General features: G+C 43.8%; 10 protein-coding genes. 1 reads left to right on the top strand and 9 read right to left on the bottom strand.

The window, feature by feature from the left end; all coding sequences use genetic code 11:
* Window positions 1–352: 352 nt before the first annotated feature.
* From KCX82_RS06065 to KCX82_RS06025, 9 genes are all read right to left on the bottom strand, one after another.
* The gene (locus tag KCX82_RS06065; RefSeq protein WP_227017553.1) at window positions 353–1,282 is read right to left on the bottom strand and encodes a thiamine pyrophosphate-dependent enzyme; all 930 of its coding nucleotides are present in this window, start codon (window positions 1,280–1,282) and stop codon (window positions 353–355) included.
* Window positions 1,282–2,481: a phenylglyoxylate dehydrogenase gene (locus tag KCX82_RS06060; RefSeq protein ID WP_465250623.1), complete on the bottom strand. Its 1,200-nt coding sequence runs from the start codon at window positions 2,479–2,481 to the stop codon at window positions 1,282–1,284. The genes KCX82_RS06065 and KCX82_RS06060 overlap by 1 nt, the downstream gene beginning before the upstream one ends.
* A complete protein-coding gene (locus tag KCX82_RS06055; RefSeq protein WP_227017552.1) occupies window positions 2,478–2,783 on the bottom strand; it encodes a 4Fe-4S binding protein in 306 nt (101 codons plus the stop codon). Before KCX82_RS06055 ends, KCX82_RS06060 begins: the two co-directional genes overlap by 4 nt.
* Entirely contained in the window at window positions 2,780–3,358 is a 579-nt protein-coding gene (locus KCX82_RS06050; RefSeq protein ID WP_227017551.1) for a 2-oxoacid:acceptor oxidoreductase family protein, read from the bottom strand. The genes KCX82_RS06055 and KCX82_RS06050 overlap by 4 nt, the downstream gene beginning before the upstream one ends.
* Window positions 3,359–3,766: 408 nt before the next feature.
* Window positions 3,767–6,265, bottom strand: coding sequence for a sensor domain-containing protein (locus KCX82_RS06045; RefSeq protein ID WP_227017550.1), 2,499 nt, complete (start codon window positions 6,263–6,265; stop codon window positions 3,767–3,769).
* Between the two features lie 134 nt (window positions 6,266–6,399).
* Window positions 6,400–6,699 carry a hypothetical protein gene (locus tag KCX82_RS06040; protein WP_227017549.1) on the bottom strand — a complete coding sequence of 100 codons (300 nt, stop codon included), beginning with the start codon at window positions 6,697–6,699 and terminating at the stop codon, window positions 6,400–6,402.
* 147 nt (window positions 6,700–6,846) lie between these two features.
* Window positions 6,847–9,909 (bottom strand): methyl-accepting chemotaxis protein, encoded by a 3,063-nt coding sequence (locus KCX82_RS06035; RefSeq protein WP_227017548.1) that lies wholly within the window; start codon window positions 9,907–9,909, stop codon window positions 6,847–6,849.
* Between the two features lie 332 nt (window positions 9,910–10,241).
* Window positions 10,242–13,532: a methyl-accepting chemotaxis protein gene (locus KCX82_RS06030; RefSeq protein ID WP_227017547.1), complete on the bottom strand. Its 3,291-nt coding sequence runs from the start codon at window positions 13,530–13,532 to the stop codon at window positions 10,242–10,244.
* Window positions 13,533–13,881: 349 nt separating this feature from the next.
* Window positions 13,882–14,433 (bottom strand): cysteine hydrolase family protein, encoded by a 552-nt coding sequence (locus KCX82_RS06025; protein ID WP_227017546.1) that lies wholly within the window; start codon window positions 14,431–14,433, stop codon window positions 13,882–13,884.
* Window positions 14,434–14,586: 153 nt separating this feature from the next.
* Between KCX82_RS06025 and KCX82_RS06020 the strand changes: the two genes are divergently transcribed.
* Window positions 14,587–15,504, top strand: coding sequence for a prenyltransferase (locus KCX82_RS06020; RefSeq protein WP_227017545.1), 918 nt, complete (start codon window positions 14,587–14,589; stop codon window positions 15,502–15,504).
* Window positions 15,505–15,519: the final 15 nt, after the last annotated feature.

The following is a 15,519-nucleotide window of genomic DNA, read 5'->3' as shown; positions in this document are numbered from 1 at the left end:
TTTCCTATTCGATAAAAAAAGCCCCGCAGTGAATTTCACTACGGAGCCCATTGATTCTTTTCAGGTATTTTCCTGTCACGAATTGTTATGGTGCACACTTGCGGTGAAATTCAAAATAGCCTTACCTCCGTAATAAGAAGTAAAGCTTCCGTAATAATATCCCACTGCAGAAAATGCGTGCAACATGTTACTCTCCTCAGATAAATTTATAAATTTATCTTTTCCTTAATTTATCAATTTTATGAATATACATTAATTTTTCCCATCATAACACAAGCGTCTAAGTTTGTAAATAGAAAAAATCAAATCTTTAAATCCAGCTCCTGCATGATACGGCTTTCTATCAAATTGTTTATTTACAGCGCGCCAGGAGAGTTTCCCATTTTTGGTCGACATAGTTCTGTGCTTCTTCCAGCATCCACTCGTTTCCTTTTTTAAACATATGCTTGAATCTGCCCTGGAGCTTCAGAAATTCTTCCACTGGGAGCTTTTTCTTTGGCTCATAGTTTAGCTTCCAAACGCCATATTCAATTTCATATAAAGGCCAGACGCAAGTATCCACAGCCGCTTTGCAGATTTCAGCAAGATTTTCAGGGTCATATCTCCAGCCCCGGGGGCAGGGAGACATGATGTTCAAAAATGCAGGACCCTCCGTATAAATGGCTTTCTCAGCTTTTTCGTGAAGATCCTTGAAGTTGCTGATAAAGGTGGTCTGTGCCGCATAAGGGATATTGTGAGCTGCAATGATTGCGGTCAGATCCTTTTTATTCTGAGGTTTTCCCGGAATTACAGTTCCTACCGGTGTCGTGGTGGCATCAGCAAACCTCGGAGTTGAAGAAGATCTCTGAATTCCCGTATTCATATAGGCTTCGTTATCATAACAAACGTAAACCATGTCGTGACCACGTTCCATGGCTCCGGACAGGGATTGAAGCCCGATGTCATAAGTACCGCCATCACCGCCGAAAGCAATAAATTTAAAGGTTTCATCTATTTTGCCTTTCTTCTTCAGCACACGGTAAGCAGCTTCTGCTCCGCCTGCCGTTGCTCCCGCATTTTCAAAGGCACTATGGATATAACTATCCTGCCAGGCGGTAAAGGGATAAAGAAAGGAGGATACCTCCAGACAACTGGTTGCATTGGTAATCACCGCTTTATCTTCGGGTTTTAAAGCTCTCAAAACACCTCGAACGGCAATGGAAGCACCGCAGCCGGCGCAAAGGCGATGACCTCCCACCAGACGTTCCGGTTTTTCTACTTCTTTTTTTAAACTATAAGCCATTATCTGCCACCTCCCAATTCTCTCTGTCCGATGTGACGATAGGTTTCCCCTGTCTTTCCGGTCTTTACAATCTCATCGAGCTGATCATAGATATAAGCAAAGTCCTCTACGCAGATATCTCTTCCGCCAAGACCGTAGACATAGTTGATGGCTTTAGGACGATGATCCAGATCATAAAGTGCAGAGCGCACTTCAGCAAACAAAGGTCCGCCGCAGGCCGAAAAACTTTCGGCCTTGTCCATTACCGCAACGGCTTTGACATGACCTAAGGCTTTCGCCAGCTCTTCCATGGGGAATGGACGGAACACTCTGATTTTAATTAAACCGACTTTTTTTCCTTCTTTTCTCAGCCTTCTGATGGCTTCTTTTGCTGTTCCGGCACTGGAGCCGATGATAACCAGAGCATACTCCGCATCATCCATTTCCACCTCTTCGAATAAGCCGTAGCTTCTTCCGGAAAGCTCTTCAAATTTTTTCGCTACGGAAAGGATAACAGGCTTTGCGTTTTTCATGGCTTCCGCCTGCTGTTTTTTATGCTCCATATAATAATTTGAGATATCATAAGGGCCAACAGCAAGAGGATTTTCTTTTTTCAGCAGGTAGTTTTCCGGGCAGTATTCTCCCACAAATTCCTTTACCTTTTCATCCTCCAGCAGCTCTATATTTTCAACGGCATGGCTGGTGATAAATCCGTCCTGACAGACCATCACCGGCAATCTTACCTCTTTATTTTCACCGATAGGCATCGCTTGGATAAAATTATCATAAGCTTCCTGATTGGTTTCCGAATAGATCTGAATCCATCCGCTGTCCCTTGCACCCATGGAATCAGAATGGTCGTTGTTGATATTGATCGGGCCGGTTAAAGCGCGGTTTACCAGTGCCATGGTAACAGGCAGCCTGGCGGAGGATGCGACATAGAGCAGTTCCCACATCAGTGCCATACCGCAGGAAGATGTGGCGGTGATGGCTCTGCCTCCGGCAGCCTGAGCCGCAATACAGGTAGACATGGCACTATGTTCCGATTCTACGGCAACGAATTCTGTGTCCACTTCTCCATTGGACACATATGTAGCAAAATATTGGGGAATTTCGGTGGACGGTGTAATGGGAAATGCTCCCATGACGTCCGGATTGATTTGTTTCATTGCATAAGCAACGGCCTCATTGCCAGACAGTCGATCTCGTATGGTCATCATGCACCCTCCTTGTCAAACGTGATAGCTTTCATAGGGCATACTTTATAGCAGATACCGCAGCCCTTACAATGCATCAGATCAAAATTCTGACGTTTTCCATCCTTTACGGGAATGGAACTGTCCGGGCAATAAGGGATACATAACATGCAGTGGGTACATTTCTCTGCCAAAAATCCAGGGGTATAGGTTCTCCAATCCCCTGTATTTACCAATGCGGCAGTACCGCCTTCATAGATTTCTCCCCCTACGGTCATTTCCTGCCAGGGAGTTGTTTCATTAATTTCACTAGCTTTCTTAATCATCCGGCGTCTACCTCCTCCAAAGACTTTCTCAGTGCATTCATATTTCCCGCTACTACATGGGGTTTGGAAGCAAACTTATGCTTGAAAGAAGCTTCCATGTTCTGAATAAAATGCTCGGCATCCACGACATTGCTCACCTTGACGGCAGCAGCCAGCATGGGCGTATTGGGGAAATTTCTGCCTAAAGTTTCTTCGGAAATTTTTCTTGCGTCAATGGTATAAACCTTTCCTTGATACCCTCTTAACAGGGGTCTCAGTTCATGCGGTTTCTTATCGCTGTTAATAATAATCGCGCCGTCTTCTTTCAATCCTTTTGTTACATCTACCGATGTCAGCAAGGTTTCATCCACCACCACTACGTAATCCGGGTTGTAAATGTTGGAATGAACCGTACATCGGTCATGGCTGATCCGGTTGTATGCGGTTATGGGAGCGCCCATACGCTCAGGACCGTATTCTGGAAAACCCTGTACGTGCTTTCCCGAACTGAAAGCCACGTCTGCCAGAAGCAGACAGGCTGTCTTGGCACCTTGGCCGCCCCGGCCGTGCCAGCGAATTTCTACGATATCTTTCATCTTGTAAAACCTCCTTCTTTTTGCGTATTTAGGAATATGCCGGAAGTTTTACAATAAAAAAACTTTCGCCCTGCAAAGGACGAAAGCTATAGCTATCGTTATACCACCTATTACTGCATACCAACATACGCGCTCCCTGTAACGGGGGAAAACCGTCAAAACCTACTGCTATTTCGGCCTGCGACTCAGGAGTGATTTTCGGTAATTTTTCTAATTGTATCGAGCTCCCACCATCCTCGAATCGCTGTGACGTTTGAAAAATACTTACTCTCTCCATCACTGTCTTTCTCTAATAGAATTGCATTCAGTATAAGATAAATTTACAATCTTGTCAAGATTGCATCTTGTATTTTTTCACGAACATTTTGGATTTTTTTTGTTTGTTCGAACAATATAATCCGCCGGCTTCTATTTCTGTATATATAAATCCTTGCACAGGGAATAAAATACGGATGCCAGGTTCGTTTTCTCATCCTTGTCAAAGATGAAGGTTACCCCATATTCATAAATACAGTCGTCTACCTCCTTGATCCAGACAGGGGTTCCTCTTACTTTGGTCTCCCTGCTCATGCAGGGAATGGAAAACTCCAGGACAAGATCATGATTCACCGGAAGTTTAATGTCCGATGCAAAGCACATACCTTCCGACCCAATATTCTTAATTCCGATTTGTGCGGTTCCTACCTTGAATTCTTCACCTGGAATATCCAATATGGTCATTTCCGCCACCAGCAGTTCCGGCAGCTTGATCCTTAAAAACTTTCTCTTTTCTTCAGAGGGCTTCTCTTTGGCTTTAATGGTGATAGGAATACATTTCTCCTTTTTCAAAATATCCTCAAACTCTTTCTGAGGAACGGGCTTGCTGTATAAAAATCCCTGTCCCATAAAGCAGTTAAGTTCTCTTAAATAGGACAACTGATCAAAGTTTTCGATTCCTTCAGCCACCAGTTTGATCTTAAGCTCCTGAGCAAGATCGATGACAGATCGCGTTATAATCGAACTATTATCATCTTTAAAAACGTTTTTAATAAACGAACGATCGATTTTCAAAATGTCGATATTGAAGGAATTCAAATAGGCAAGACACGAGAAACCCGTACCGAAGTCATCCAGCGCCACTTGAATCCCCAGAGCCTGCAGCCGGTTGATGTCAGAAATAGCCTTTTCCGCATTCTTCATCAATACGCTTTCCGTAATTTCCATGATAAGAAAATGAGGATCCAACTCATATTCATCGATAATATTTTTAATGTTTTCTACAAAGTTTTTCTCAAAAAACTGTATACTGGAATAATTGACAGATACCTTTATCGGCGGCAGCCCCTGATCCATCCAGTCTTTATAGTTTTTGCACACCTGCCTGAGCATCCAATTGCCCAGATTGATGATAAAGCCGGTCTCTTCAGCCAAAGGGATAAATTCATTGGGAGAGACCAGTCCCCAGTCGGGATGTTCCCACCGGATCAACGCCTCCGCCGCTAATATATCATTGGATTTCAGCTTGATTTGAGGTTGGTAGTATACACGGAACTGATTCTTCTCTATAGCTTTAATCAAATCATTCCTCAGAACAAGCTGTTTATAAATCTGAATTCCGATATCGGAAGAATAAAATTCATATCTGTTTTTTCCTTCTCGTTTCGACCGAAGGAGTGCAATGTTTGCATAATTGATTAAGGAATCCGGTAACTGCTCGTCATCGGGAAAAATACTGATTCCCATGCTGGTGGTTACGTCCAGTTCGTACATATCCACCTTAAAGGGATACTGAAACAATTCGATCAGATCCTTTGCCACCCGTTCATATTCTTCCATTCCTTGAAATTCTTCCAGTATCATGGCAAACTGATCACCGGAATATCTGCACAGAAACTGGTCGTCAAGAAAATATCTCAGTCTTTCTGCAACCTGAATGATCAGCTGGTCCCCTAACTGATATCCTAAAGCGTCATTAATAAACTTGAAGCCGTCAATATCAAGCATGATTAAAGCAAAGGACGTATTCTTGTCCCTCGATTTTCCGCGCAGATTACAAAGCTGACTGATTTTCTTTTTCAGATAGACTCTGTTTGGCAGCTTCGTCAGTTCGTCATGGGTTGCTATGTATTCGATCTCACGTTGGTTTTCCACTCTCTCCGTAATGTCTCGCCAGTTGATTACAATACCCTGAATCGATGGCTCCGACAACTGATTACTCATACTCAGGGCCAGGTATACTTCTCTGCCTTCAAAATTTCTGACGGTAAAATCGCCGTCTATTTTTTCATCGGGATTTTGCAGCACGTATTCCATCATTTTGGAGAAATTGGCCCTCTGGCCTTCTTCCAGAAACTCTAACGTATTCTTTCCGATCCTTTCTTCCGGTTTATAGCCAGTTATCTTTTCTACTGCAGGACTTATAAATTGAATCGTCCCGTCCGGAGAAATGATCTCAAAAACGTCACTGGATTGCTGCACCAAAACCTGAAACAAACGCTGAATCCCACTGATGGCATCCTGTGATTGTCCCAGTTTTTTCTGTAATTCTTTTTTTTCTGTGATATCTTGAATGGTTCCTGAAAGATGGGTAAGATTTCCTTCTTGATCAAAGGTAGATTCTATAAGCTGATGCAGTGTCCGGACCGCACCATCGGTTCTTATTATACGATATTCCATATCATAAGATGGGAGTTTAAATGGGTTTTGCAAGGTTTTATGTACACTTTCTATATCGTCCGGATGAACAAATTTTAGAAATTCATTATAAGTACCGTGATAATCCTGGGGAGTTATGCCATAGATACTGCAAGCTTCTTCTGACCATTTGTTTTTATGGTTGACAAGATCCATTTCCCAGCTGCCAATTCGTGCAAAGTCATGTGCCTGAACCAGGTTCTTGTAATTTTTTTCCAAATACTCTTGCAACAACTTGTTGTCCTCCCTTTGTTATAAGCTTTACGTCGTCCTGTTACCCAAACAAAACCTCCAAATCAACACATGCATTCCTACTGCATCAATCCGGAGGTTTGCTTTCAATATAAATGCTGCACTCGATGCTATATTTAATCTATGGTTTTCTTCCAGTCCTCTGCTTTTTCTTCCATAACGTCTTTCAAATCTTCAGCCTTATCCTCCATTTGCTCGACGACGTTTTCGGCTTTGCCTTCCATTGTATTTCTTAAGGTTTCAGCCCTGTTTATAATCATTTCGGAAGTTTCTTCAGCTTTCTCACGCAGTTCTTCAGCTCTGTCTTTAATAACCCCTGCCCTTTCTTCAGCCATCTCTTTCAACATGTCTGCTCTTTCTCTTACTTCACCAGCCGCCCCTTTTGCCGATCCAAAGAGATTCTTAAAAATACCCATTTCCTTAACCTCCCCTGCTCATAAGTATTTATCTTATTTTACCATATTTGCTCAATTCAATGCAAACATATTGTTTTTTTTCTATAAATTCTTTAAATAAGCAAAGTGAAAGTCGAGTATGATTGAGGCTGCCTGTAACGTTGCGATTTAATATTTGTCGAATTCGTGATTAGAAATTAGAATCCTTGGAGTTACTGCATCTCCGGAAGATACGGATCTGCCTGCAGGATTGCTGCCGGTGATGCCGAGGTTCTTTTCCATCCCGGTTAATGCAGGAATTCCTTTGGTTTTGCTGATACGGAACCTACCTACCATTTCTTTCAGCAGCTCTGCCTGGCTTGACAATTCTTCACTTGCGGCGGCGCTCTCTTCGGCAGTGGCCGAGTTATTCTGCACCACCTGTGAAACTTGCTCGATCCCTTTATTGATCTGGGCAATACCGGTTGCCTGCTCGTTGGAAGCATTGGCAATATTACCTACTAGATCCGCAGCTTTTTCGACGCCGTCCACAATTTGTCTCAGTGCTGAGGCTGTTCCATCGGCTATCTTCGTTCCCTCCTGCACCTTCTGGATGGAACCTTCTATGAGTTCCGTGGTCTCTCTCGCTGCATCAGCACTTCTTGCAGCCAGGTTTCGGACTTCTTCCGCCACCACCGCAAATCCTTTTCCGTGCTGACCTGCTCTGGCGGCCTCTACTGCCGCATTTAACGCCAGAATATTGGTTTGGAAAGCGATATCGTCGATCACTTTAATGATTTTGGAAATATTCGCTGAGGATTCGTTTATTTCCACCATGGAAGTAAGCATTTCCTTCATCTGGTCATTGCCTCTGATGGCGTGCTCTTTTGCATCGGAAGCCAGAAGATTTGCTTCATTGGCATTTACAGCATTCTTCTTGGTCTGAGATGCGATTTCTGCGATGGAGGCCGTAAGCTCCTCGATGGAGCTCGCCTGTTCCGTGGATCCTTGAGAAAGGGCCTGACTGCCGTCCGAGACTTGTCTGGAACCGGAAGCAACCTGCTCGGCAGCAGTACTGATGTCTCCCATAACATCGCTCAGGTTTTGAAGGATGCTGTTGAGGGAATCCTTCATCTCTACAAAATCACCTTTGTAATCTGCCGTAATGGAAATGTCAAGATTGCCGTTTCCGATCTCCGTAAGAACTCCGGATATTTCACGGATATAGATGGATATATTTTCGATGGTGGCATTCAGATTTTTCTTTAATTCTGCATGATCTCCCTTATAATTCCCCTCCATAGATACCTGCAGGTTACCCAGAGCCATTTCTTTTAATACGGACAAAGCCTCTTCTATAGGTTCAATCACAGCATTGAGGGTATGGTTGATCCCTTCAATGACCTTTCCGTATTCACCATTGAATTTTCCGGCATCTCCTCTGGTTTGCAGATTTCCCGCAATCGCAGCATCAGACAGCATAGTGGTTTCATCCACCAGAGACTGTATGCTTTCGATCATGATGGTCATGGAAGGGGTCAGGGAATCCTTATCACTGCGTTTGCCGGTTGACTTCAATGAATCCAGATCACTGAAGTCACCCATTGCAATGTTATTTACGATATGGATCGTTTCGTTGATCCGTTCGGAAACCAGGTTTATGGATCCTGCAATATCGGAATAGATTCCCAGATGCGCACCCTCTACCCTTCTTGTAAAGTCGTTGTTACTCATAGACTCCAGAACCTCTTTCCCCTCTACCAGTCCTCCAAGCCCTTGAATGCATGCATTGATACTGTTTTTGATATCATTAAAATCACCATAATAGGTATCGGTAATTTCCTGTGGAATTTCACCCTGTCCGATTTTCTCCATATATTCCGCCGCCATCTGCAAGGGATTGATGACAGAATCCAGGGCATCATTGATTCCGCCTACGATACGTGCATAACCGCCGTTCAGCCTGCTCACATCCGCCCGGTAGGACAACTGTCCGTTGGCGGCAGCTTCGATAAGCTTTCCTGATTCACCAACCAGAGTCTGTAAAGATTCTCTCACCTTATCAAGATTGTCGATAAGCTTTGCATACTCACCCTGGTAGTGGTTGTCCAGAAGATCAAGATCCTCTCCCTTTGCCATTTTTTCTATGAAAGTAAGGGCAGTGTTCAACGGTTCGACGATAGCATCCAGCGTTCCGTTGAAGCCTTCTATAATTTGTCTGTACCCGCCATTGAACTTTTTCACATCTCCGCGAGTCTGCAATTGTCCGGTGGATGCCGCTTCCGTTAAAATTTCTGCTTCTTGAATCAGATTTCTCAGTGTTTGAATCACAGTGATCATGCTGTAGGACAGCGTATCTTTTTCAGATCTGGGTTTGATATCTGCCGTCAGATCACCCTGAGATATCTGGTTCATCAGCTCAGCCTTCTCTTTTGTGTTATGTGCAATTTCCAGGAAGCCTCTGCCAATAAGTCCAATTTCATCCTTTCTTTGAAGATGACGCTGATCAATTTCCACATCCGTATCGCCCATTACCAGAACCTTGGACTTTTGGGCGATGCTTCTCAGCGGTTTGGATATGTTTCTGCTGATGAAAGCATAGGATACTGCAAAAAGGATTGCACTCGTTACCAGGATCATCACTGCCATAATGGGAATCAGCTGATTGATCTTTGCGTTTTGTTCATTCATAGGGAGATCGGTGCCTACAAGACCTACCACATCACCCTTCGAGTTTACAATGGGTGCAAACCCGGTAATAGATACGCCAAAGGGAGGACCATAGTCCTGGGGTTTTGTAAAACGCCCGACACCATCCTTCAAAACGAGCTGAGGATCCTCCGTATAGATGTTTTTCGGGTCCGTATAACCCAAATATCCCCATTCGGATTGATCCTGCCCTTCTAAATAGCCGGAAATAAGCAATTTATAATTTTCGCCGGCATCCACCATAGAATAGACATAGCTGGCTCCGTTTCTCTTTTTGATCTCGCTCATCGTGGCCTTGATCTGTTTGAAATATTCATCTTCCACGCCGGTTTTATCATATGTAATAAACTTGTCTCCATCAATGCCTGACGCAATGGTTTCCGCTATTGCCAGTGCTTTTTCGCCGGTTAGCTTGATAGCGTTGTCACGATAGGAATAATAGCAGAATATTCCTATTACCATGGTGCTGACCAATATGGAGGCCACTAGAATTGTCGTTAACTTAGAACCAATTGTACCTTCCTTTTTCATTCGTTTTTTCATAATTACTCCTTCTAATCATTCAACTTGAAAAATGCATCAAACTTAAAAATTCTTCAAATTTGAGCCATTATTCAACTGAAACAATTTGTTCATTTTGAACAATTACAATATTGTATTTATACACAACTTGCCTATGATATCGTCTGACGTGATGAAAACTTAAGGTAAAATTCGGGCCAATTTATGGTACTTTCTCCATTAAAATGGATTTTTTATTCAGCCGCCCAGGGGTTTGCCTGCATCCGGGAGCCTGCAGCCAGATGAAGAAAATAATGACCGCAGTCAGTATGATAATTTAAGATATCATACTGACTGCGGTCAAATCAGGGATCTTAATATTTATCCGACTCATTGCCGAGCAGGATTTTAGGAACACTGGATTTGCCGGCGTTACCTATTCCAGGAGAATGATTCGTTACGGTATATTCGGGAATCAGCAGCTCAGGGTTCTTCAATGCTTTGCCATTTTTATTGATTTTAAATCTACCCACCATCTCTTTCAGCAGTTCCGCCTGGCCGGAAAGCTCTTCACTTGCTGCAGCGCTTTCCTCCGCGGTTGCCGAGTTATTTTGAACAACCTGAGCTACCTGCTCGATTCCTTTATTAATTTGTGAGATTCCCGTAGCCTGCTCATTTGATGCGTTGGCAATATTGCTTACCAAATTTGCTGCTTCTTCCACTCCTTCAACAATTTTGTTCAGTGCCAGCGCTGTCTCATCGGCTATTTGGGTACCGATTTGCACTTTATGAATAGATCCCTCTATAAGCTCTGTTGTTTCTCTGGCTGCTCCCGCACTTCTGGCGGCCAGATTTCTGACTTCCTCCGCTACTACCGCGAACCCTTTGCCATGCTGGCCTGCTCTCGCTGCTTCTACCGCTGCGTTTAATGCAAGGATATTGGTTTGGAAAGCGATATCATCAATTACTTTTATAATCTTGGAAATATTTGCCGAAGACTCGTTGATTTCCACCATGGAATTCACCATTTCCTGCATCTGGCTGTTACCCTTAACGGCCTGTTCCCGTGCATCCGATGCCAGCTGGTTCGCTTGATTGGCATTGACGGCATTCTGTTTCGTCTGAGAAGCAATTTCAGCAATGGAGCCTGTCAGTTGTTGGATTGCACTGGCCTGCTCCGTAGAGCCCTGTGATAGTGCCTGACTGCCGTCTGATACCTGTCTGGATCCGGAAGCGACTTGCTCCGCAGCTTCATGAATATCCCCCATGACCTCACTCAGTGTAACGATGATGTGATTCAGAGAATTCTTAATTTCAACAAAGTCTCCTTTGTAGTCAGCGGTGATAGCGAGATTTAAATTGCCGCTGCTGATTTCGGATAGTACACCGGTAATTTCGCCAATATAGATCAAAAGGTTTTCCACCGTCTGATTTAAGGCGTTTTTAATCTCAGCATGGTCTCCCTGATAATCTCCCTTTACGCTGACGTGAAGATTGCCTGCTGCCATCTCCTTCAATACCGAGGAAGCTTCTTCGATAGGAGCAACCACTGCATCCAATGTTTCATTAATACCTTCAATGACCTTTCTGTATTCCCCGTTAAATTTAGCGGTATCTCCTCTTGTCCCCAGCCTTCCTTTTACGGCGGCATCCGACAGGATAGTCGTCTCTTCCACCAGATATTTTATGCTCTCAATCATCATAATCACCGAAGGCACAAGCGTATCCTTTGCACTCCTCCTGCCGATAGCTTTCAGCCCATCCAGGTCACTCAGGTCACCCCTGGAGATATTCTGAACAATTTCGATGGTATGATTGACTCTATCGGATACGGCATTGATCGATGCGGCAATATCGGCAAAAATTCCGGAATAGTTGTTTTCAACTCTTCCCGTATAGTCGTTGACACTCATGGCTCCGAGAACCTCTTTCCCTTCCACCAAACCGCCAAGTCCTTCTATACATGCATTGATACTGCTTTTTATATCATCGAAATCTCCATAATAGGTTTCATTAATTTTCTCCGGGATCTGTCCTTTCCCAATCTGTTCCATATATCGGGCCGCCATTTGCAGCGGTTTTACTACGGAATCCAGCGCTTCATTGATTCCGGCTACAATTCGGGAATATTCACCCTTCAGTTTGCTCACATCCGCCCGGTAAGAAAGTTGCCCTTCGGCAGCCGCATGAGTCAGTTTTCCGGATTCATCCAATAAGGTATATAGGGATTCTCTAACCAGGGTAAGATTGTGGATCAATACGCCGTATTGTCCTTTATAATTGTTTTCCAACCGGTCAAGTTTTTCACCGTTGGCCATCTTCTCGATGTAATCGAGTGCCGTGTTTAAAGGGGTTACAATGCCGTCCAGAGTCGCGTTGACCCCTTCCACGATCTCCTTAAACCCGCCTTGAAAAGCACCCGCATTTCCACGAGTATCCAGATTTCCGTCAATTGCGGCAGCCGTCAGCAAGCTTGTTTCGGAAACCAGGGCTCTTAAATTTTCCACCACGCCCTTCATGCTGATCGATAGCACATCCTTCGCGGATCTTGGATTGACCTCTACGGAGAGATCCCCTCTGGAAATCTTTTCAGCAATGAACGATTGATTTTTAATATTTTCAATCATCTTATCAAAAGAATGAAGCAAATCCCCGACTTCATCCCTGCTGGTTATATTGATAGCCAGATCAACTTCACCCAAAGCCAGTTTATCCGCCATATTTCTTAAATTTTTAATTGGCTTGCTGATGACGTTTCCCAAAATAATCGCCACAATAATCCCAATAATAACGACAATAACAGCAATGATCAGAATGGCGTATTGCAATGCCGTTATCCCTTTCAGTACGTCACGCTCATAATTCCCGATTCCCAATGACCAACCGGTATCAGGAATCGGTGCCATGGCGGTCAGACGGGCCTCGCCGTCCAGTTTATAGTTTGCCATGCCAAGTTTCCCTATGCCGAGCTCCTTCAAAGCCTGTCCATAACTTGCCAGGCTGCCGTTGGATTCCATATCTGTAAAGACATTTTTCTGTTCCAATACATATTCTTTCTTCGGATGGGCGAACATGGTACTGTCCGGACCCAGAATAAATGCATACCCTCGTTCACCCAAGCCCAGTTCATCGGTAATTTCACTTAGAAAATTGCCATCCCGCCTTCCGATCAAAGCACCTACTACTTTTCCTCCGGCTTTAATTGGTACGGCTTCCATAACAGCAGGCTCCCCGGTCAATTTATTGATGAGCACATCGGATGTACTTGCCTCTCCATTTAAGGCTTTCTTTATATAATCTCTGTCGCCCAAGTCAAGAACTTCGCCGCTGGCGATGTCTTTCGCCGTTCCATCAGGCAGAACTACCGCCATACTTTCATATCCCAGTCTCTCAATATCTTCCAGCAGCGTCTGCCTTTGAATATTGAAGTCCATGGTTACTGTTCCTGCCTGGTTTGCCACTTCATTTAATACCGCTAAGTTTTTCGTCATCTCCAGATCAATATAATTAGCACTTTCAGCGGCATACTGCAGCATGGAGGCTTCTGTTTCTTCTAATATTGCGTCTGAGCTGAGTTTAACAGAAACGAAACCTAGTATTACCGATATTATTACAATGACAACACCGATAAACAATGCGATTTTTCTGGATAATGTCCATTTCATGTTGTTTCCCTCCAATCATAATGTTGCCTATAACGATGACGCAGTATTACGACTATTGGCAGCGGTCACGTAATCATCACAGTTTCGTATTTCATTTATAGTTGTCAAAAAACCTCCCTTTATTTGTTTTTTTGTCTTATTTTGTAGATAGCTTGTTATTAATTATCGTCGGTTTATTTTAAATCTTAATATGAAAAGAGGGTAATCTTTTAATCGTTTGTTAGAAATATTACCCCGCCTAAACTCAATTTTTATAGAGAACAACAAAAAAACTCGCACAAAGCGAGTTTTTACGAAAGCTATTTATATCCAAAGTGTTCTCTCCAATCCCATATCCCCGCGGAAAGATTTATTCAATCTGATTGTCTTTATCATTAATTACATTTATGTGACACATTTTCATGGCCTGTAGTGCATGATTATGGCTCTCGGGTGTCACTCCGGCACAGCAGGAGCCGTCAACGGTTATTTTTACCTCCGGCAGAAAGGCTTTGATTCCAAGTGCATTGGATATCACGCAAATATCCGTGCAAAGACCGACAAGCTCAATTTCATCTATGGTCTCACGGGAAGACATTTCTTCCAGATACCGAATTAATTCTTTGGAACCAAAGGTGGTCTTGTTATGGACTTTACTGCCGGACTGTTCCATCAAGCTTTTAATCTCATCCCGGAGTTCCCAGCCCCAGGTCCCCTGGATACAATGCTCCACCGGCAAATTCATGCCTTCCTGGGTTTTCAAATAATTCTGCTGATGGGTATCGCGAGTATATACCACTTCCCCCGGAAATGTTTTTATTTTAGTTACCACTCCGGGGACGATGGTTTTCGCCTGATCGGAGCCGAGCGCCCCGCTGATAAAGTCGTTTTGCATATCGATCACAACCAACAGTTTCTTCATCTTTATTCACCTTCCTTATGCTCTTTATTATACCACAACACAAAGTCCATTATTGTAATTTCTTATATCCATAATGATCATGTATAGTCCGGACAGGGACATTTCATTGATAAATTCTATGGCATGCGATATCTTTATAACAGGAGGCGTACTATGAATTGGAAGAGAATCGGAACCGGAATTTTAAGAATCACCGGGTTAAGAATTTGTATTGCATCCCTGGTACCTATGGTAACCGCGGCTATTATGGCTTATAACCAAACCCTGCGCTTTCCCGTCAAGTGGGTTCTGTTGTCCTTCGCAGGTATTCTGCTCATTGAGACAGGAAAGCATTGCCTGAACGATATTGTGGATTACCGGTCCGGTGTGGATTTATCCATCGAGCCGGATAAGGCTACCCCTTACAGCGGAGGCAAAAAAGTACTAACCGAACATCTGCTGACGGTGAAAGAAGCGGCTGTCATCGGGGCTGTCTTCTTAACGCTGGCTGCTGTCATCGGTGTTGCCATTGCCCTACATAGAGGACCTTTGATCTGGCTCTTTGGGATATTGGGGGTATTCTTCGCCTGTGCATACAGCCTGCCGCCCTTTTCACTTTGTTACAGAGGTCTAGGAGAAATCGCGGTGGGAATTACCTATGGGCCGCTGCTGTTTCTGGGGATGTATACGGTTATCACAGGTGCCATCGACAAATCTGCCGTACTGGTATCGATCCCCTTTGGAATTCTTATCATGAATGTTTTGTGGATCAATCAATATCCTGATTATGAAGCTGATTTAAAGCATCATAAGAAAAACTGGGTAGTAAGACTGGGAAAACAAAAGAGTCTGCTGATTTATGCAATCTGCTTTATTTTTGCATATTGCTGGTTTGCCCTGCTTGCAGTCCTTACAAAGAACCCTCTTTGGCTGATAGCCTTTGCGGGAATCCCCCTGGCCTGCTCTGCTTATCGGACAGCATCCAGGTACTACCGTGACATTCCAAGGATGATGAAAGCGAACCAAATGACCATTCAAGTCTATATGATTACCGGCCTGGCTGTCATGACAACCATCGTCCTGTCCAAATAGGTTTTCACAAAAGAA

This window comes from Sinanaerobacter chloroacetimidivorans, from assembly GCF_018128545.1.
GTDB lineage: Bacteria > Bacillota > Clostridia > Peptostreptococcales > Anaerovoracaceae > Sinanaerobacter > Sinanaerobacter chloroacetimidivorans.
Note: the sequence above shows the minus strand (reverse complement) of the source record. Positions and strands in the feature narration are given on the sequence as shown.

Excerpts from the sequence above, each read along its gene's own strand:
- KCX82_RS06060 (WP_465250623.1), bottom strand. The coding sequence starts at position 2,481 with ATGATGACCATACGAGATCGACTGTCTGGCAATGAGGCCGTTGCTTAT.
- KCX82_RS06055 (WP_227017552.1), bottom strand. The coding sequence starts at position 2,783 with ATGATTAAGAAAGCTAGTGAAATTAATGAAACAACTCCCTGGCAGGAA.
- KCX82_RS06050 (WP_227017551.1), bottom strand. The coding sequence starts at position 3,358 with ATGAAAGATATCGTAGAAATTCGCTGGCACGGCCGGGGCGGCCAAGGT.
- KCX82_RS06025 (WP_227017546.1), bottom strand. The coding sequence starts at position 14,433 with ATGAAGAAACTGTTGGTTGTGATCGATATGCAAAACGACTTTATCAGC.
- KCX82_RS06040 (WP_227017549.1), bottom strand. The coding sequence starts at position 6,699 with ATGGGTATTTTTAAGAATCTCTTTGGATCGGCAAAAGGGGCGGCTGGT.
- KCX82_RS06030 (WP_227017547.1), bottom strand. The coding sequence starts at position 13,532 with ATGAAATGGACATTATCCAGAAAAATCGCATTGTTTATCGGTGTTGTC.
- KCX82_RS06065 (WP_227017553.1), bottom strand. The coding sequence starts at position 1,282 with ATGGCTTATAGTTTAAAAAAAGAAGTAGAAAAACCGGAACGTCTGGTG.
- KCX82_RS06035 (WP_227017548.1), bottom strand. The coding sequence starts at position 9,909 with ATGAAAAAACGAATGAAAAAGGAAGGTACAATTGGTTCTAAGTTAACG.
- KCX82_RS06020 (WP_227017545.1), top strand. The coding sequence starts at position 14,587 with ATGAATTGGAAGAGAATCGGAACCGGAATTTTAAGAATCACCGGGTTA.